Origin of the sequence: Halomonas sp. 113 (assembly GCF_904067645.1) — a bacterium.
Taxonomy (GTDB): domain Bacteria; phylum Pseudomonadota; class Gammaproteobacteria; order Pseudomonadales; family Halomonadaceae; genus Vreelandella; species Vreelandella titanicae.
Genome location: NZ_LR881453.1, coordinates 5,326,167 through 5,343,821, shown reverse-complemented (window position 1 = coordinate 5,343,821; position 17,655 = coordinate 5,326,167). Strand labels below are relative to the sequence as shown.

At 55.0% G+C, this 17,655-nt stretch carries 18 protein-coding genes; 13 read left to right on the top strand and 5 right to left on the bottom strand.

Annotated features, from left to right (window positions below):
• Positions 1-104: 104 nt before the first annotated feature.
• Entirely contained in the window at positions 105-2,174 is a 2,070-nt protein-coding gene (rep, locus tag YERSI8AC_RS24830) for a DNA helicase Rep (RefSeq protein WP_009286326.1), read from the bottom strand.
• Between the two features lie 110 nt (positions 2,175-2,284).
• Between rep and YERSI8AC_RS24825 the strand changes: the two genes are divergently transcribed.
• The gene (locus YERSI8AC_RS24825) at positions 2,285-2,749 is read left to right on the top strand and encodes a tRNA (cytidine(34)-2'-O)-methyltransferase (RefSeq protein ID WP_159177852.1); all 465 of its coding nucleotides are present in this window, start codon (positions 2,285-2,287) and stop codon (positions 2,747-2,749) included.
• 6 nt (positions 2,750-2,755) lie between these two features.
• On the opposite strand, the gene pyrE is transcribed toward YERSI8AC_RS24825, so the two are convergent.
• Positions 2,756-3,421: an orotate phosphoribosyltransferase gene (gene pyrE / locus YERSI8AC_RS24820; protein WP_159177851.1), complete on the bottom strand. Its 666-nt coding sequence runs from the start codon at positions 3,419-3,421 to the stop codon at positions 2,756-2,758.
• 141 nt (positions 3,422-3,562) lie between these two features.
• Between pyrE and YERSI8AC_RS24815 the strand changes: the two genes are divergently transcribed.
• Positions 3,563-4,330, top strand: coding sequence for an exodeoxyribonuclease III (locus YERSI8AC_RS24815; RefSeq protein WP_009286323.1), 768 nt, complete (start codon positions 3,563-3,565; stop codon positions 4,328-4,330).
• A gap of 98 nt (positions 4,331-4,428) precedes the next feature.
• On the opposite strand, the gene YERSI8AC_RS24810 is transcribed toward YERSI8AC_RS24815, so the two are convergent.
• Together YERSI8AC_RS24810 and YERSI8AC_RS24805 are read right to left on the bottom strand one after the other, a co-directional pair.
• Positions 4,429-5,178, bottom strand: a complete 750-nt coding sequence (locus YERSI8AC_RS24810) for a transporter substrate-binding domain-containing protein (protein WP_159177850.1) — start codon at positions 5,176-5,178, stop codon at positions 4,429-4,431.
• 65 nt (positions 5,179-5,243) lie between these two features.
• The gene (locus YERSI8AC_RS24805; protein WP_159177849.1) at positions 5,244-6,356 is read right to left on the bottom strand and encodes an NAD(P)/FAD-dependent oxidoreductase; all 1,113 of its coding nucleotides are present in this window, start codon (positions 6,354-6,356) and stop codon (positions 5,244-5,246) included.
• Positions 6,357-6,459: 103 nt separating this feature from the next.
• Between YERSI8AC_RS24805 and YERSI8AC_RS24800 the strand changes: the two genes are divergently transcribed.
• The 11 genes from YERSI8AC_RS24800 (at position 6,460) to YERSI8AC_RS24750 (ending at position 16,680) form a co-directional block, all read left to right on the top strand.
• Positions 6,460-7,389, top strand: coding sequence for a LysR family transcriptional regulator (locus YERSI8AC_RS24800; RefSeq protein ID WP_159177848.1), 930 nt, complete (start codon positions 6,460-6,462; stop codon positions 7,387-7,389).
• Positions 7,382-8,311: a LysR substrate-binding domain-containing protein gene (locus YERSI8AC_RS24795; RefSeq protein ID WP_159177847.1), complete on the top strand. Its 930-nt coding sequence runs from the start codon at positions 7,382-7,384 to the stop codon at positions 8,309-8,311. The genes YERSI8AC_RS24800 and YERSI8AC_RS24795 overlap by 8 nt, the downstream gene beginning before the upstream one ends.
• Positions 8,312-8,489: 178 nt before the next feature.
• Entirely contained in the window at positions 8,490-9,524 is a 1,035-nt protein-coding gene (locus YERSI8AC_RS24790) for an ABC transporter substrate-binding protein (protein ID WP_159177846.1), read from the top strand.
• Between the two features lie 91 nt (positions 9,525-9,615).
• Positions 9,616-10,680, top strand: coding sequence for an ABC transporter ATP-binding protein (locus YERSI8AC_RS24785; RefSeq protein ID WP_159177845.1), 1,065 nt, complete (start codon positions 9,616-9,618; stop codon positions 10,678-10,680).
• Positions 10,652-11,575 carry an ABC transporter permease gene (locus tag YERSI8AC_RS24780; RefSeq protein ID WP_236557214.1) on the top strand — a complete coding sequence of 308 codons (924 nt, stop codon included), beginning with the start codon at positions 10,652-10,654 and terminating at the stop codon, positions 11,573-11,575. Before YERSI8AC_RS24785 ends, YERSI8AC_RS24780 begins: the two co-directional genes overlap by 29 nt.
• 11 nt (positions 11,576-11,586) lie before the next feature.
• On the top strand, positions 11,587-12,381 hold the full coding sequence (locus tag YERSI8AC_RS24775; RefSeq protein WP_159177844.1) for an ABC transporter permease: 795 nt from the start codon (positions 11,587-11,589) through the stop codon (positions 12,379-12,381).
• 10 nt (positions 12,382-12,391) lie between these two features.
• Positions 12,392-13,510, top strand: a complete 1,119-nt coding sequence (locus YERSI8AC_RS24770) for an NAD(P)/FAD-dependent oxidoreductase (RefSeq protein WP_159177843.1) — start codon at positions 12,392-12,394, stop codon at positions 13,508-13,510.
• On the top strand, positions 13,485-13,790 hold the full coding sequence (locus YERSI8AC_RS24765; RefSeq protein ID WP_159177842.1) for a (2Fe-2S)-binding protein: 306 nt from the start codon (positions 13,485-13,487) through the stop codon (positions 13,788-13,790). The genes YERSI8AC_RS24770 and YERSI8AC_RS24765 overlap by 26 nt, the downstream gene beginning before the upstream one ends.
• The gene (locus tag YERSI8AC_RS24760) at positions 13,787-15,175 is read left to right on the top strand and encodes an NAD(P)/FAD-dependent oxidoreductase (RefSeq protein ID WP_159177841.1); all 1,389 of its coding nucleotides are present in this window, start codon (positions 13,787-13,789) and stop codon (positions 15,173-15,175) included. The genes YERSI8AC_RS24765 and YERSI8AC_RS24760 overlap by 4 nt, the downstream gene beginning before the upstream one ends.
• Positions 15,175-16,293, top strand: coding sequence for an NAD(P)/FAD-dependent oxidoreductase (locus YERSI8AC_RS24755; RefSeq protein ID WP_159177840.1), 1,119 nt, complete (start codon positions 15,175-15,177; stop codon positions 16,291-16,293). Before YERSI8AC_RS24760 ends, YERSI8AC_RS24755 begins: the two co-directional genes overlap by 1 nt.
• Positions 16,294-16,335: 42 nt before the next feature.
• Positions 16,336-16,680 (top strand): RidA family protein, encoded by a 345-nt coding sequence (locus YERSI8AC_RS24750; RefSeq protein ID WP_159177839.1) that lies wholly within the window; start codon positions 16,336-16,338, stop codon positions 16,678-16,680.
• 61 nt (positions 16,681-16,741) lie between these two features.
• On the opposite strand, the gene rph is transcribed toward YERSI8AC_RS24750, so the two are convergent.
• Positions 16,742-17,464 (bottom strand): ribonuclease PH, encoded by a 723-nt coding sequence (gene rph, locus YERSI8AC_RS24745; RefSeq protein ID WP_170834128.1) that lies wholly within the window; start codon positions 17,462-17,464, stop codon positions 16,742-16,744.
• Positions 17,465-17,655: the final 191 nt, after the last annotated feature.

Sequence of the window (17,655 nt, the reverse complement as noted above, 5' to 3'; positions counted from 1 at the left end):
TAAGCAGCAATGATTTAGCTTGGTAAATTTATCCACAGGGTGTTTTAGTCGCCGCCCTGTGGATATTCTTTTTTTAAAAGCCTAATTTTATAACTCCCACTTTATCACCCCAGCAGCGAACGCAGCCCGGCAATGGCGTCTTTACCGCGGGCCTGCTTCTTATCCGGATCCTCTTTATCGGCACGACCTTCCCACTCCAAATCCTCCCCGGGAAGCTCGTCTAAAAAGCGGCTGGGCGTACAGTCCATCAGTTCACCGTAGGCTTTGCGCTGGCGGGCAAGCGTCAGCGTTAGCGTGCGCCGCGCCCGGGTAATGCCCACATAGGCCAGCCGCCGCTCCTCCTCCACAGTGCCTACTTCGATGGCGTTGCGGTGAGGCAGTAGATCCTCTTCCAAGCCCATTAAATAGACGTGGGGGAACTCCAGGCCTTTTGAGGCGTGCATGGTGAGTAGCTGTACTCTATCCGAGTCATCCTCTTCCGCCTGCTGCTCCAGAATATCGCGCAGTACCAAGCGTGAAATAGCTGCTTCTACGCCGTCGGTTTCGGTCTCGGTGGAATCGGTATCATCCTCTGGGTCGCGGTTGAGGGATTTTTCTAGCTGGTCGATTAGAATCCACACGTTGGCCATGCGACGTTCGGCGACGGTGGGCGCGCTGGCGTTTTGATACAGCCAAGCTTCGTAATCCATATCCCGCAGCATGTCGCGAATGGCGGCAATGGCATCGCCTTGATCCATGCGCTTGCGCACGCCGTCGATAAAGTGGGTAAAGCGCGACAACCGCTCCACGGCTCGGGTCGGTAATACTTGCTCCAACCCAAGCTCATGGCAGGCGGCAAACAGCGAAATTGAGCGTTCTGTAGCATAGTTGGCGAGCTTCTCTACCGTTCCAGGGCCCACTTCGCGGCGTGGCACGTTCACAATGCGCAAAAAAGCGTTGTCGTCGGCGGGATTAATCAGCAGGCGCAGGTAAGCCATGGTGTCTTTAATCTCGTTGCGCGAGAAAAACGACGTACCACCGGAGAGCTTGTAAGGAATTTGGTAGTGCTGCAGCTTAAGCTCTAACAAGCGGGCCTGGAAATTGCCCCGATAAAGCACCGCAAAGTCCCGCCACTCGGCCTTTTCCTTGATACGACGGGTGAGCATTTCGCTGGCGACCCGCTCAGACTCCGCCTCTTCATGACGATTCACGATTACTCGAATAGGCGCGCCGTCGCCCATATCAGACCATAGTGTCTTCTCGTAAACGTGGGGGTTATTGGCGATCAGTGTGTTGGCGGCGCGCAGTATCGTGGCGGTAGAGCGGTAGTTTTGCTCCAGCTTGATGACTTTCAGGCGTGGGAAATCCTCACCCAGGGTAATCAGGTTTTCAGGGCGTGCACCGCGCCAGGCGTAGATCGACTGGTCATCGTCGCCTACCACGGTAAAGGTGGAGCGCTCCGCCATCAGCAGTTTCACCAGCAGGTACTGGGAGACGTTGGTGTCTTGATACTCATCGACGAGCATATAGTGGATTTTGCGCCGCCAGCGCTCTAGTGCTTCCGTATCGTTCTTGAGCAGTACCACCGGCAGCAGAATCAGATCATCGAAATCCACCGCGTTGTAGGCTTTTAAATGGCGTACGTAGGCTTCATACACCCGAGCGGCAAAGTGCTCATCGTCATCAGCCGCAAACGAGAGCGCATCGCTGGGCAGCACCAAGTCGTTCTTCCAGGTGGAAATTTTGCTCTGCACGGCGTTGATCTGCTCGGCGTCCACCTGAGCGTCTTTATTCATCAAATCGCGCAGCAGTGCTTTGGCGTCTTCCGGGTCAAATAGCGAAAAGCCTGGTTTATAGCCCAGGGTTTTAAGCTCGCCACGGATAATATTCAGCCCCAGGGTGTGAAATGTAGAGACCGTCAGCCCGTGGCCCTCTTTGCCGTGGAGCATCTGGCCCACGCGCTCTTTCATCTCTCGGGCGGCTTTATTGGTAAAGGTCACCGCGGCGATTCTGCGCGCGCTCATCCCACACTCTTGCACCAAATAGGCAATTTTAGTGGTGATAACGCTGGTTTTACCGGAACCTGCACCCGCCAACACCAGGCAAGGGCCATCAATGTAGCGCACGGCTTCCTGTTGGCGCGGGTTTAGCCCTTTGATGCGGCTAAGAATGCTCTTGGGCGTTGCGGGCGTCATGGCGTCGGTCGTCCTCTACGAGAGTTGCAGGCGGTTTCAATTACGATTTCAAGTACGGTTTCAAGTACAATCGTCCGCTTGGCGAATGCATAATAAACAGGCAGGTGGAGATGTTTGAAGTAGCGCTTTTTGAACCGCGTATGGCGCCCAATACGGGCAATATCATGCGCTTGGTTGCCAACAATGGCTGCCGGTTACACCTGATTGAGCCGCTTGGCTTCGACCTGGAAGAGAAAAAGCTGCGTCGCGCCGGGCTGGATTACCGCGACCTCGACAACGTCACTCGCCACGCCGATTTTAGCGCCTTTCAGCAAACCATGCAGGGGCGGCGCATTTGGGCGATCACTACCAAGGGAACCCGCACCTACAGCGATGCGGACTTTGCCCCAGGAGATGTACTGCTGTTTGGCTCTGAAACCGCTGGGCTCTCACCCCAGGTGCATGAAGCGCTAACTTCGGAGCATAAATTGCGCCTGCCCATGCAGCCGAACAACCGTAGCCTAAACCTTTCCAATGCCGTGGCTATTGTGAGCTACGAGGCGTGGCGCCAGCAAGGTTTTGCTGGCGCGTTGTAGGTCTAATCAACTGGTAATCCCATAGCGGTCACGATAAGCCCTGATCGCTTCAGCGTAGGCGAGCATTTCGCCACCGGCATGCTCTTCCAGGTAAGTGAGCACTTGCTCCAGGGTGACGATACTGACCACCGGCATGGCATACTGAGCCTGCACTTCCTGAATCGCACTCTGCTCGCCTTGACCGCGCTCTTGACGGTCGAGTGCGATAATTACCCCGGCGGCCTGGGCACCGCTCTGTTCGATCAGGCTCATCACTTCGCGAATAGCGGTGCCCGCGGTAATCACGTCATCAATAATTAAAATATCGCCGGCAAGCGGTGCGCCCACGATATTGCCGCCTTCGCCGTGGGTTTTAGCCTCTTTGCGGTTGAAGGCGTAGGGCATATCCCGGTCGTGATGATCGGCCAGTGCCGCCGCGGTGACTGCCGCCAGTGGGATGCCTTTGTACGCCGGGCCAAACAGAACGTCGGCGTTTAAGCCGCTATCGACAATCGCCTGGGCGTAAAAACGCCCCAGTTTGGCCAGCGCACGACCGGTTTGAAACAGCCCTGCGTTGAAAAAGTAGGGGCTAACGCGGCCAGATTTAAGCGTAAACTCGCCAAACTTAAGCACGCCTTGCTCAATGGCAAAGGCAATGAAATCGCGCTGGTAGGGTTGTAGAGTGGTGGCCACGGCATTCCTCACTAGGCGGTAGGTTTAAATCAGTACGAAAGCAACAATAAAAGTGGGGTAAATGGCAAGTTTTACTAGCTGCCTTTACCCAAACGTCTAAACGTCGGGTATCATACAGCAGCGACGCAAAAGGGACGATTTATGAAAATTGCCAGCATCAATGTCAATGGTATTCGTGATGCCGTCGATCGTGGCTTCCTGGACTGGCTGGCTCAGCAGGATGTCGACGTGGTCTGCGTGCAGAACATCAAGGCAAAAAGTTTTGAACTGGGTGACCACATTCTGTATCCGGAAGGCTATGAAGGCTATTTCCTGGATGCCGAAGAGGACGGTTTCTCCGGTGTGGCACTCTATTGCCGCAAAATTCCCAAGGCGATTATGTATGGCCTTGGGTTTCCACAGTGTGATCATGAAGGACGTTTTCTGCAGGCGGATTATGAACGCTTCAGTATCGTCTCCTTCCTGATGCCTGACGGAAGTGACCAAAAAGCCAAACAGGCGTTTATGGAGCAGTATCAAGAGTACCTGACGAAGATGTCGCGCAAACGCCGCGAATACATCCTCTGCGGTACCTGGCATATTGCCCATAAAACCGTCGATTTGGCTAACTGGTCGGATAATCAACTGACCTCAGGCTTCCGCCCGGAAGAGCGCGCCTGGATGGATCAGGTGCTTGGTCCCACCGGGTTTATCGACACCTTCCGCGAAATTAACCGCGATGCAGGTGAGTACACCTGGTGGCCGAAGCTTGACCAAGACGTGCCCCGTGAGCGCCAGGAAGGCTGGCGGATCGACTATCAGTTAGTCGGCCCCAACTTCCGCCGCCACGTGGTCGACGCGTGGATCGATTACGATGCGACCTTCTCAGAGTTCGCACCGCTAATCGTTGAGTACGACCTGGCGCTTTAAGCGCTTTGCCCGCGTTGCCGTCTGTTAGTAAGCAACAAGCCGACCCTTGGGTCGGCTTGTTGCGTTGTGCCTAGGAAAGAATATAAATAACCATTAGGTTACTGATCTTTAAAATAATTGTTATAAATATTGTCGAATGTTCCATCTTCTTTAATTTCTTGCATCGCCTTATCAAATGCTTCTATTAGTGCTTCATCTCGTGGGCGGAAAGCAGCACCAATACCGGGGCCATAAATCGACTCAGGGCCGGTAATTAAGTCCCCCGTTTGTAGAAAACGCTCGTCCTTGAGCATCGTTTCTTGAGCAAGAGAATAGGCGGTGAAAACCAGATCAAGGCGCTCAGCATGCATGTCGGCAACTACAGAGTCTGAATCACCATATCGATGAATATCCGCATCAGGATAGTAGTTAGTAACATATTCATCTTGAATAGTGGCCTGCTGCACGCCGATTGCTACCCCTGCCAAGTCACCTTCTAGGTCGTACTCATTATTTATGCTTTTAACCCAAACGGATGGTACTTGGTAGTAGGGAGCCGAGAAGCTAACTTGCCGTGAACGCTCTTCCGTGATGTTCATTGCTGACGCTATAAGGTCGTATTTGCGCGCCATTAACCCAGGAATAATTCCATCCCAACCTTGTTCTACCCATTCGCACTCGCGCTGCATGCGTTCACAAGCAGCATTGACTAATTCAACTTCAAACCCTGTGATGGTGCCATCAGGCTCTTTATACTGATAAGGCGCATAGGGAACATCGACCCCAATACGTAGTGGCTTACTATCAGCATGGGCGAGGCCGCCGATCAATACTGTCGTGAAAAGTAAGCAGCAGGTAGCTTGACGCATTTCGCATTCCTCTTGATTTTATCGATGGTTGTGTGAGGCGTCGTACTCTCGGTATAAAGTTTTTGTTAGTTAATCTTGCTAAAGCGTGCACTAGAAAATTCGCTAAATTCATAGCTCAATCGGTCATGCAGCAAGGCTTGAGCCAGCTCTTCAGCGTGGAAAGCAGCTAAACTAATTCCGCTATGACAATTGATGTTATAGGCACCTGGGTAAGCTCTGGACGATTCATACAGTGGAAACCCATCAGGTGTCATTACTCGTAATGCACCCCAAGCACGGACTATGTTGGCTTTCTTCAGGTGTGGGTAAATACGCACCCCACGAGCTGCTAATTTCGCCATGATGCTGGTAGTCGCATCCCGGTTTAGACCTGCATGTTCATGGGTGTCACCGATCAAGTAGCTACCGTTACCGGTTTGCCTTATCTGAGGTGTAGGAAGTTGCGATATCAGAGGCATTTTTTCCGTTACGAGGATCTGCCCTCGCAAGGGAAACACTTCTCCGCTCAGGCCCAACATGGGGGAGAGGTGCTTCGCTCCTAGGCCTGCAGCTACGATAATACGCTCGGCTGAAAAGTTACCGCCTAGAGTATTGGCAGTGAAGCCAACGATATTTGATTCGAGGCGCTGAACCGAGCGGCCTGGGTGATAGCTAAGACCCATCTTAAGGCTGGCTGTTAATAGTGCTCGCAAAAGCAATAGCGGATTGCAATGACCATCATGGGGAGACCAAGTGCCCCCGTGAATGCTTTCACCCAAGCCAGGGAGATGGGTTAACAGAGCCTGTCTATCTAAGTATTCCCATTGAAAATAGCGTGCGAGATAGGGGGATGAAGCCTGAAGTTTACGATAGTTGGCCACACGTGCTTCGGCTTCCTGAACGTCAAAGCAAATATCAATACCGCCCTGGCGAGAGTATTCAAGTGGTACACCACTGCGCTCGCTAATCTCACTAGCAAAGAAAGGCCATGCATCGCTCGACTGTAGACTCAACTCGGCATAACGAGGCATGCCTATACCTTTTCCTTGTACCCACGTTAGTCCGGCATTACCTCGTGATGCGCGTAAAACATCATCTCCTTCGTCTAGCATGATAACTTTTTGACCTCTGCGCAGTAGGCCATAGGCAACAGCCATGCCTACTACGCCACCACCAATAATTAAGAAGTCAAATTGCATGCCGCTAGCTCAATCTAGTTTAAGTAAGCTCGACTATAGGTAGGGGTAGGCTATACGATCCAATACCAATAATTGTCCACTTCATGCGTAAAAGTTATGACTTATGCCCTCTCTTCATTTGCGCGACCGCCAGATCCTTGCTTTTAAGCATGTCATGGAGATCGGTACTGTTTCCGGTGCCGCCAGGCGTATGCTGATTGCACAACCGGGCGTCACGCGCCTGCTCAAGCAACTGGAACATGACGTAGGGTTCACGCTATTCGAGCGTGTTCGGGGGCGTCTGGTGCCGACACCGGAGGCGCGCCTATTTCATCGCGAGGTACAGAAGGTATGGAGCGGCATGGAGCACTTGCGCAGTACCGCGCGGCGGATCAGCGAGCGTGAAGTCGGGGGGCTGCGTATCAGTGCCATGCCTTTGCTGGGAATGACCTTCCTGCCCGATGTATTGGCGGACTTCGCGCCTGGCCATCCCGATGCCAGGATTGAGCTGGCCACTTTCCGCTCAGACCAGGTAGTAGAAGACGTACTCACCCAGCGCTGTGACTTAGGCTTTGCTATTGTTTCTGCAATCGATGACCGCATGAACAGCGACGTATTTCATCTCGACAGCCTATGCGCGCTACCCTCTGGCCATCCCCTTGCGGAACGTGACACGGTGGAAGTGGATGATCTTGCCAATGAGACCCTGATCTGCTTCGAGCCGCAGGATCCCTTGCGCCTCGACCTGGAGCGGTTGATGGAAGCAAGACAGTTACGCCCCAGACGGCGCTTGGAAGTCTCGCTGGCCCTGCAAGCGATCCGGCTAGTCGGCCGAGGAGTGGGCATCGCGATCCTCGACCCCATCAGCGCTAGAGCTTTCAGTGACATGAACTTGGTATTACGGCCTTTTTCTCCCTTGTTAGGAGAGTATTTTGCTTTGCTAACGCCACGTGACCAACCCGTATCTCAGCTCGCCCAGGAGTTTATCGGCGTGTTTCGCCAACGCTTCTCAAAAGCCACCCGACTGACACGGGAGCGTCAGAAAAATGATTAATCTTCGCCAGATAGAAGCCTTTCGGGCGGTAATGGTTCACAAGACAGTGACGCGTGCCGCTCAGACACTGCATGTTTCCCAGCCTGCCGTCAGTCGTTTGGTCGGGGATCTAGAATTCCATGTGGGATTTGCGCTTTTCCAACGCCACAAGGGTAGATTAATTCCCACGCCGGAAGCGTTAGCCCTCTATGAAGACGTGGAGCGCGCCTTTGTCGGCCTGGATAAAATTACCGATACGGCTCGCGAAATTCGTGAATTTCGTACCGGCCGATTGCTGCTAAGCTGCATGCCCGCTTTGGCGTTGAATGCCCTGCCGGCGATGGTTAACACTTTCTCTGAACGACATCCAGGCATCACCATCTCCCTGCAGGTGCATAGCTCCCAGCGCGTACTGGAGTGGGTGGCGACACAACAGTGCGATGCCGGCCTGATAGGCATGCAACTGGTTGACCCCTCCGTCACCATTCGCCCGATTGCCAGTGGGGCGTTGCGGCTAGTGATGCTGCCCGATCACCCCCTTGCCAGCCAGCCTGTTGTGAACATTGATGATCTCGAGGGGGAGTCTTTTGTCTCTCTCGGGCAAACCCAGGATGTCAGGCCACTTATTGACCAGGTCTTCCAGCAGGCGGGCATCAGGCGCCGAATGCGTATAGAGACCCAATTATCGAGTGTGGCTTGCGAGCTGGTCCTGGCGGGAGCTGGGGTATCGTTGATCGACCCGATCACCGCGGATAGCTACCTTTCGCGAGGCTTGGTGTCCCGTTCCTTTACCCCCGAAATTCCCTTTAATTACAGTGCTGTACTTCCTGCTTTCCGGCCGCCGTCACGATTGGTGCTGGAGTTTCTCGATGAGTTGAAACGATATCTTACCGATCAGCTTTCCGCATCGTCCATGCCATTAACCCATAACATTAGCGAATAGGATGGCTAACAAAAGGCATTAGCCCTGATGACAAAAGCGATGCTAGCTTAAATTCCAGGTCGCACTGCCCACGCCTTCTGACCGTTTTCTAGCAATAACAGAAGCGGTGGCGGCCATTGATAACAACAAGTGATAACAACAAGCAAAACATCGACATCAATGACAGGACACTGCAAGCATGAAAAAAATGACTAGCCAAACGACTGCTATGGCGGGACTGCTGTTTCTCGGCATCAATACCGCTTTCGCTGAACCGCTTTATGTCGGCTCCTACGGGGGCTCTACCGAGCAAGCCATGCGCGATGAGATCATTCCAGCGTTTCTCGAAGAGCATGACGCGGAAATCATCTACGTGGCAGGTAACTCCACCGATACCCTGGCCAAGCTACAAGCCCAGCGTGGTGACCAGGAGCTGGATGTGGTGCTGATGGACGATGGTCCTATGTACCAAGCCGTTAACCTGGGTTTCTGCGCGCCGATGCAAGATACCGCCATGCTCGATGACGTCTACGACATCGCGCGTTTCCCCGATGACAAGGCCGTCGGGGTTGGCTTGGTCGCTTCCGGGTTTGCCTACAATGCCGACATGTTCGAGCGTAATGGCTGGGAGCCGCCCTCCTCATGGAAAGACCTGGCCGATGAAAAGTTCGCCGGCAAGCTAGTCGTTCCTTCCATCAGTAACACTTATGGTGTGCATGCCCTGGTAATGGCGGCGCGTCTCAACGGGGGAAGCGAAAGCGATATTGATCCCGGTTTCGAATTCATGCAAGAGCAAGTCGCGCCTAACATCCTCTCTTTCGAGCCTTCGGCGGGCAAGATGTCCGAGCTGTTCCAGAATGAAGAAATCGCCTTGTCGGTCTGGGGTAGTGGGCGCTTGCGTGCGCTGGCTAGCACAGGTTTCCCTGGCGCCTTTGCTTACCCCGAAGAGGGTGCCGTCGCCCTGATGGTAGCTGCCTGTGTCATCGAAGGCAGCGAGGAGCGCGAACTGGCCGAGGCCTTTATCGAACACCTGCTGGCACCGGAATCTCAGGAGCTGCTGGCTGACACCCAGGGCTGGGGCCCCGCACAGCGGAATGCCCAGCTATCCGACGAGTTGGCAAGCGTGCTCCCCTATGGTGAAAAGATCGACCAGCTAGTGGCCGTGGACTGGGATGTCATCAATCCCAACCGTCTCGAGTGGACCAATCGTTGGAACCGTCAGGTTGAGCGCTAGACACGCGTCAACCCCGTTCCTTCGTTGATATCCACTAAAGACACCGCACCCTTGCCTCGTTCTATGGGTAAGGGTGTGGAGGAGTCCTGCCATGAGTTTCCTTCGTTTAGAGTCGTTGACCAAGCGCTTCGGCAGCAATACTGCCGTGCAAGACATCACTCTCGATATCGACCAGGGCGAGTTCGTCTCGCTACTCGGTCCGTCAGGTTGCGGCAAGACGACCACCCTGCAAATGATTGCCGGCTTCGTTGAGCCCACTCGCGGACGTATCCTGATGAAGGGTGAGGACATTACGTCCTGCAAGCCCAATCAACGGGGTATCGGTATCGTGTTCCAGAGCTATGCCCTGTTTCCCCACATGACCGTGGCGGAAAACGTTCGTTTCGGCCTGGAAATGCGCAAGATCCCTGCCGGTGAAAGCCGCCAGCAGGTCAGTGAAGCACTGGAGCTGGTGCGTCTCGATCACCTCGAAGATCGTTATCCTCGCGAGCTGTCGGGTGGCCAACGCCAGCGGGTGGCCCTGGCCCGAGCGCTGGTCATTCGGCCACCGTTGCTACTGCTTGATGAGCCGCTTTCCAACCTCGATGCACAACTGAGAGAAAACATGCAGATCGAGCTGCGTAATATCCAGCAGCAGGTCGGCACCACGACCCTGATGGTAACCCATGATCAATCGGAGGCGCTTTCGCTCAGTGATCGTGTCGTAGTGATGAATCAGGGCAAGGTGGTACAGGTGGACGAACCCTTTGCAGCCTACGAGAACCCGAGAGACAACTTCGTTTCTTCGTTTGTCGGCAAGACCAACCTGTTTGACTGCCACATAGACCAGCGTGAAGGCAGCCAGGCCCACGTCACGCTCGGCGACTGCCGGCTCGAGATCGCCGTGCCCGATGAGATCAAGGGGAACAAGATTCAGCTGTCGATTCGCCCGGAAAAGCTGGAGTTGACTCAGCACACGGCCGGCCAGTTACAGGGGCGTGTGCGGACACGACTGTTCCTGGGCAACCACTGGCTGTATCAAGTCGACAGTAGTGCCGGCGAGCTGTTGATCACTCAGCCGAACCTGGGTGCCCAAGGGGCGGCGGTAGGCGATGATGTCGGTATTTGCTGGCAAGACGGGGCGGTACGTGTCCTGGGGGAGCAAGCAAATGGCTGAGCTTGTTTCCCATCTTCCCTCTTCGACACCCCGGGCCCGCTCGCTTAATCCGGTGCCGTGGTTGTTGAGCGCCCCAGGTGCCGTTTTCTTTCTCGCCCTGCTGGGCATGCCGCTGATCATGACGCTGATACTCAGTTTCAACAGTTTTGATTATTCGGTCGGCATCGTCTCGTCATTCGGCCTCGAAAACTATATCGAGGTTCTGCAAGACAGTTATTTTCACGAGATATTTCTGCGCACCTACGGCATCAGCATTGTGGTAGTGGTGCTGTGTATCTTGATCGGCGTGCCGGAGGCCTACATTCTTTCGCGCATGCGCAGTCCATGGCGCTCGCTGTTTCTTGTCATCACCCTGGCGCCGCTATTGATTTCAGTGGTCGTGCGAACGCTTGGCTGGGTTCTGTTGATCGGTGGCAACGGCTTGCTTGGCAAGTTTCTGGAAGGAAGCGGTATTGCCGAGTCCAGTGCCGGTAACTTGATGTATACCCACACGGGAGTGATTCTCGCGCTGGTTCATGTGCTGGTACCGCTGATGGTGATTTCGGTATGGGCCGCCCTGCAGAAGCTCGATCCTGCCGTCGAACATGCCGGCCTTTCTTTGGGCGCTAGCCATGCCACCGTCTTTCGTCGAGTGGTCATACCCCAGGTACTGCCCGGAATCCTCTCCGGCAGCTTGATCGTCTTTGCCTTGTCCGCCAGCGCCTTCGCCACGCCGGCCATTATCGGTGGGCGGCGTCTCAAGGTGGCGGCCACCGCTGCTTACGACGAATATCTCAGCACCATGAATTGGCCGCTCGGGGCGGCGATCGCCATCGTGCTGCTGGTGGCCAATGTCGTCGTGGTGATGAGCTACAACCGCATGATGGAGCGGCGTTTCCGCCGTACCCTGGGCTAGGAGTCATCACGATGCTACGTAATAGTAAACTCGCCCTGGCGTTTCACACGCTATTCGTCATTTTCCTGCTGGCCCCACTGGTGGTGGTAATGCTGGTGGCCTTCACGCCGCATGGCTATCTCTCCTACCCCACGGACGGGTTCTCGCTGCGCTGGTTCACGGCAATCTTCGAGCACCACGACTTCATCCGTGCTTTCTGGAATAGCCTATATCTCGGCATTGCTGCCGCCAGTTTCTCGGCCTTGCTGGCGGTGCCCGCGGCGCTGGCCATTGTTCGTTACCGGTTCCGTGGCCGTGACGCGTTGGTTGGTTTATTCCTGTCGCCGCTGATGATCCCCCATGTCGTTCTCGGGGTGGCGTTTTTGAGCTTTTTCTCCCAGATAGGCATTTACGGTAGCTTCTGGGCATTGATTGCGGCCCATGTGATTATCGTCATGCCCTACACCATGCGCTTGGTGATGGCATCGGTATTCGGCATGGATCGTAGCGCTGAAAAGGCCGCCTTGTCGCTGGGGGCTTCCCAATGGACGACGTTTCGACGTATCACCATGCCGATGATTCTTCCTGGCGTCGCAGGGGGCTGGATATTGGCGTTCACCACCAGCTTCGATGAATTGTCCATGACCATTTTCGTGGCCTCGCCCAGCACGACCACGCTACCTGTACAGATGTACAACCATATCGCTCACACCGTCGATCCGCTGATCGCCTCGGTCTCTACCGTGCTGATCGTGCTGACGGTGCTGTTCATGGTGCTGCTCGACCGGTTCTACGGAATCGACAAAGTTCTCATCGGCAAGGGTTAAGGAGCCAGCTATGCAGCAGTGTGATTTCGCCGTGATCGGCGGGGGGCTAGTAGGCAGTGCGATTGCCTATGGGCTGGCCAGCCAAGGCCATCAGGTCAGCGTCCTGGATGAAGGCGATGTGGCCTATCGTGCCTCGCGCGGCAATTTCGGGTTGGTATGGGTGCAAGGCAAGGGGCAGGAGATCCCTCTCTATTCGCGCTGGAGCATGCGCTCGGCTTCCCTGTGGGCGGCACTTTCCCAGGAGCTCTTTGAGCTGACGGGAGTCGCCACCCAGCATCACAACCCCGGCGGCGTCCATCTCTGCTATAGCCAAGCGGAGCTGGCGAATCGCGAGGTGGAACTCGATGCGCTAGCCCAGGCGACCGGTCGTCAGTTCACGTTCGACATGCTGGATCACGACCAGCTACGCGACTTGATCCCCGAGATCGGCGAAAGCGTTACCGGTGCTTCATGGTCAAGCTGGGATGGCCACGCCAATCCTCTCTATCTGTTGCGTGCCCTGCACAATGGGATTCGTCACTACGGCGGGGAGTTCGTGCCCGGCAGTAAAGTCAATCGTATTCGGCGCAATGGCGGAAGCTTCGTGATCGAACGTGATCACCAGACCCTCACCGTTGGACGAGTCATTTTGGCAGCCGGGCTCGGCAATCGAGAGCTGGCCCCGCAAGTCGGGCTCGATGCACCGCTTGTACCCAATCGAGGCGAAATCCTGGTCACCGAACGCATGCGACCGTTGCTTGACCTGCCCACCACGTATCTGCGCCAGACCGGTGAGGGCTCGATACTGATGGGCGATTCCCATGAAGATGTCGGCTTCGATGACGGCACCGAAACGCCGGTGCTGGCTCAAATCGCCCAGCGTGCCGTACGCGCATTGCCGGCACTTGCCAATACCCGAGTTGTTCGCAGCTGGGGAGCGTTACGGGTCATGACACCCGATGGCTACCCGCTTTATCAAGCATCCGAAAGCCACCCCGGGGCCTTTGTCGCCTGTTGCCATAGCGGCGTGACGCTGGCCGCCGCTCACGCGAAATGTCTGGCGCCCTGGTTCGCAGGCGCTGAAGCACCTTCTGAGATTACCCCTTTTACTGCGGAGAGATTCCATGTTCAAACGTCTATCCCCGCCTGAAGCCACTAACGAAGCGGTAGTAACTTTCCGCTTTGATGAGCAGACCGTGACGGCTCGCCCTGGCGATACAGTCGCTGCGGCATTACTCACTTCGGGTATTAGTATCTGCCGGAGTACGCCGGTTAGTAATGCCCCTCGTGCTCCTTACTGCATGATGGGTGTGTGCTTTGAATGTTTGGTGGAAGTTGATGGCAATCCCAATGTTCAGGCCTGCCAAGCGGAAGTTCGCGATGGGATGCATGTCCATACACAGCAGGGTGCCAGGAGATTAACTTCATGATTACGCATGACCTAGTTATTCTCGGTACCGGCCCAGCAGGTATGGCCGCAGCAACTACTGCCCTCGAACATGGCATTACGCCGGTGGTAATAGATGAGCAGCCTGCGGCGGGTGGTCAAATTTATCGTGCATTGGAACGTACACCTGTGCTTGATCGGCGGATTCTTGGCGAGGATTACTGGTCTGGTGAGTCTCTAATCAAGGGGCTTAAAGACCCTCAAATTGACTACCGCCCTGCATCCACCGTGTGGCAATTGACCCGGCAGCGCGAAATAGGGCTATTGCATGATGACAAGGCAGAAATGATCTGTGCGCGACATATCATTCTTGCTACAGGAGCCATGGAGCGGCCTATGCCAATAGCTGGTTGGACATTGCCAGGGGTCATGACAGCAGGAAGTGGTCAAATATTGCTCAAGAGTGCCGGGGCTGTGCCCCAGGCACCAGTCGTACTAGCCGGCTGTGGCCCCTTATTATTGCTGCTGGCCACTCAGTATCTTCGCGCAGGTGTCGAGATAGCGGCCATTCTTGATACAACGCCACGGGATCGCTATCGCGCCGCTCTCAAGCATGTTCCCGGTGCGTTACGTAATGTCAGCACTTTATTAAAAGGGGTGGGACTATTACGTGAACTACGTCGTGCAGGTGTTCGCCACATTAGAGGTGTAAGCGCTCTGCGTGCCGAAGGTAGTGGTCAGTTGGAGCGCGTTTTATGGAAGCAACAGGGCGATGATAATTGGCAGACACTTGAAACGCCTACCTTGCTGCTTCATCAAGGCGTTATCCCCAATACCCAAATTACTCGGGCGGTGGATTGCCACCATGAGTGGGATGAGCAGCAATTAGCTTGGCGACCACGTCTGGATGAGTGGCTGGGCACTGATATCCCAGGTATTGCCGTAGCGGGTGATGGAGGCGGTATCGTAGGAGCCAAGGCCGCGGCCATGCAAGGTCAATTAGCGGGGCTGGGGGCTGCCCTGGCGCTAGGTAAATTAACCTTGGAGAACAGTACTGAACGCGCCCAACCAATTCGTAAAGCACTCGCGCGTGACACCGCTATTAGGCCTTTTCTCGATGTGTTGTATAGACCTGCAAAACAATGGCGCTTACCCGATGACGATACGCTAGCCTGCCGATGCGAAGAGGTAACCGGCGGAGAAATCCGGCGTATGGCTGACATGGGCTGCCGGGGGCCCAACCAAACTAAGTCATTCACTCGTTGTGGCATGGGGCCGTGTCAAGGCCGTATGTGCGGTATTACCGTGAGCGAACTGCTAGCAGATGCCAATCAGCAGAGTGTTGAAGAAACCGGCTATTACAGACTGCGACCACCTTTCAAACCGATCACCCTCGGACAGCTTGCAAAGGCGGCGGAGGAAGGCTGATGGCTCGGCGCGTAGTTATTGTGGGCGCTGGCTTTCATGGCTGCAGTGCCGCGCTGCGGTTAAGTCTCCAAGGGTACGAAGTCACTGTCATCGACAAGGCCTATGCAGGCCGTCACGCCTCGGGCGTCAATGCAGGTGGTGTGAGGCGTTTAGGCCGACACCCTGCAGAGATCCCGTTGGCAGTAGCAGCTTGGGAGCGCTGGAAGTGCATGACCGACATCGTCGGTGACGACTGCGGATTTCGCCCCGTCGGGCAGGTCAAGGTGGCCGAAAACGATAAGGACATGGCCATCCTTGCCGACCGCGAGCGTCAGGTACGTGACCTGGGGTTTCACCATGAAGTCCTGATCGGTCGTGACGAGTTACACCGTCGGTTGCCGGCATTGGCCGACCACTGCCCGGGAGCGCTGGCGTGCGATGGCGATGGTTTTGCCAACCCCTATCGCACCGTTACCGCCTGGCGTCGAGAGGCCGAACGCCAGGGAGCCCGATTCCGTGAAGGTATCGAGATAACCGCCATTGAGTCCAAGGGAAACGGCTGGCGGCTGAGCGGCGGCGGTGAGCATTTCGATGCCGACTTGCTTGTCAATTGTGCTGGCGCTTGGGCAGGAGAGCTTTGCAAATGGTTAGGAGAGCCGGTTCCTCTCACTGCTGAAGCTCCCATGTTAATGATCACTGAGCGACTATCGCCATTTTTAGGAACAGTAGTGGGCGCCACATCGCGGCCATTATCTTTTAAGCAGTTTGAGAACGGTACTGTTTTGATTGGAGGAGGGGTGCGCGGTGACGTAGATACTGTTCGGCATGTGGCCGAAACCCGCTTGGATGGGTTGGCGGAGAATGCCGATACCGTCGTCAGCCTGTTTCCGTTCATGAAAGAGGCACGCATCATGCGAACCTGGGCAGGCGTTGAGGCAGTCATGCAGGATCACATTCCTGTCATCGGTCTCAGCAGTCAACACGATAATGTTATTCACGCTTTTGGGTTCTCAGCTCACGGCTATCAGTTAGGCCCCATTACTGGAGAAATGGTCGCCGACCTTGCCATGGAGCGAGAGCCCAAGCTCCCCATCACTCCTTTCTCTATTCAAAGATTTCAAACACCTTGTCCTGAATAGGACGAGTTAACGTACGCCAATTAAGGCAAACTGGAGAGTATTATGATTAAACGACATATCCAAACACCTATTATGCACCGCGCTGTAGAAGCGAATGGCTTTGTTTTCTTTGGTGGAATAATTGCTGATGATCTTACGCTTGATATGGCAGGTCAAACACGCCAAGTGCTTGATAAATTAGAAAGCTATCTAGCCGAAGCAGGTACAGATAATAAGCGAATCGTTACCGCAACTGCCTATGTCTCTGACTTGAACCTTAAGAAAGGTATGAACGATGTGTGGACTCAATGGTTTGAGGCTGACCATCTACCAGCCCGAGCGACATTAGGTGTTGCTGACCTTGGCGAGAATGTACTTTTAGAATTAGTAGTGACTGCAGTTAAGTAATTGCGTAACACTATTGCTGGCGAATTTTTACGCCAGCAATAGTGCTTGATTGCTCTACCTACTAACCACGAATACCCAGCGCTTCACGCTGATGATCACGTAACGCATCGCCTGCCTTCTCGGCCAAGTCGAGCATGTCATTTAGCTCGGCACGGGTGAAGGCGCCGGCCTCGGCGGTTCCCTGTACTTCGATCAGCTCGCCGCTTTCGGTCATTACCACGTTCAGGTCGGTATCGGCCTTGCTGTCTTCCGGGTAGTCCAGATCCAGCACCGGCACGCCTTTATAAATACCCACGGAAATGGCGCTCACCAACTGCTTGAAGGGATCGCCCTTGATCTTCTTCTCGCGTTGCAGATAACGGATCGCATCGATCAGTGCTACGCAGCCCCCGGTAATCGCCGCGGTACGGGTACCGCCATCGGCCTGAATCACATCGCAATCCACAGTAATGGTGAACTCACCCAGCTTCTTCAAATTCACCGCGGCGCGCAGGCTACGGCCAATCAAACGCTGGATTTCCAGCGTGCGACCGCCTTGCTTGCCGCGGGTCGCTTCACGGCCACTACGGGTGTGAGTGGCGCGGGGCAGCATGCCGTACTCAGCGGTGACCCAGCCCTGATTCTTGCCGCGCAGCCAGCGCGGCACACCGGCTTCTACGCTGGCATTACACAGCACTTTGGTATCGCCAAACTCCACCAGTACGGAGCCTTCCGCATGACGGGTGTAATCGCGGGTCAGGCGAATCTCACGGAGCTGGTCGGCTTCGCGACCACTGGGGCGCACAACATCAGGACGCTTAGCACTGCTCACAAATATTACCTCTCGATAAACGCGTAACTGGGAAAAGCCGTCCATTGTACACGTCTGGGAGTGCGCTGATGGGCTTAACATCCAGCTAGCGTCTTGAAAGGGGCGTTTCAAGAGTAGTACGTAGGCGTCCGAAATACGTTAGCGAAATAGGAACTTATGGACGG

Bases quoted from the DNA above. Each gene is read 5' to 3' on its own strand.
- rep (WP_009286326.1), bottom strand. From the start codon at position 2,174: ATGACGCCCGCAACGCCCAAGAGCATTCTTAGCCGCATCAAAGGGCTA.
- YERSI8AC_RS24825 (WP_159177852.1), top strand. From the start codon at position 2,285: ATGTTTGAAGTAGCGCTTTTTGAACCGCGTATGGCGCCCAATACGGGC.
- YERSI8AC_RS24815 (WP_009286323.1), top strand. From the start codon at position 3,563: ATGAAAATTGCCAGCATCAATGTCAATGGTATTCGTGATGCCGTCGAT.
- YERSI8AC_RS24810 (WP_159177850.1), bottom strand. From the start codon at position 5,178: ATGCGTCAAGCTACCTGCTGCTTACTTTTCACGACAGTATTGATCGGC.
- YERSI8AC_RS24805 (WP_159177849.1), bottom strand. From the start codon at position 6,356: ATGCAATTTGACTTCTTAATTATTGGTGGTGGCGTAGTAGGCATGGCT.
- YERSI8AC_RS24800 (WP_159177848.1), top strand. From the start codon at position 6,460: ATGCCCTCTCTTCATTTGCGCGACCGCCAGATCCTTGCTTTTAAGCAT.
- YERSI8AC_RS24795 (WP_159177847.1), top strand. From the start codon at position 7,382: ATGATTAATCTTCGCCAGATAGAAGCCTTTCGGGCGGTAATGGTTCAC.
- YERSI8AC_RS24790 (WP_159177846.1), top strand. From the start codon at position 8,490: ATGAAAAAAATGACTAGCCAAACGACTGCTATGGCGGGACTGCTGTTT.
- YERSI8AC_RS24785 (WP_159177845.1), top strand. From the start codon at position 9,616: ATGAGTTTCCTTCGTTTAGAGTCGTTGACCAAGCGCTTCGGCAGCAAT.
- YERSI8AC_RS24775 (WP_159177844.1), top strand. From the start codon at position 11,587: ATGCTACGTAATAGTAAACTCGCCCTGGCGTTTCACACGCTATTCGTC.
- YERSI8AC_RS24770 (WP_159177843.1), top strand. From the start codon at position 12,392: ATGCAGCAGTGTGATTTCGCCGTGATCGGCGGGGGGCTAGTAGGCAGT.
- YERSI8AC_RS24765 (WP_159177842.1), top strand. From the start codon at position 13,485: ATGTTCAAACGTCTATCCCCGCCTGAAGCCACTAACGAAGCGGTAGTA.
- YERSI8AC_RS24760 (WP_159177841.1), top strand. From the start codon at position 13,787: ATGATTACGCATGACCTAGTTATTCTCGGTACCGGCCCAGCAGGTATG.
- YERSI8AC_RS24755 (WP_159177840.1), top strand. From the start codon at position 15,175: ATGGCTCGGCGCGTAGTTATTGTGGGCGCTGGCTTTCATGGCTGCAGT.
- YERSI8AC_RS24750 (WP_159177839.1), top strand. From the start codon at position 16,336: ATGATTAAACGACATATCCAAACACCTATTATGCACCGCGCTGTAGAA.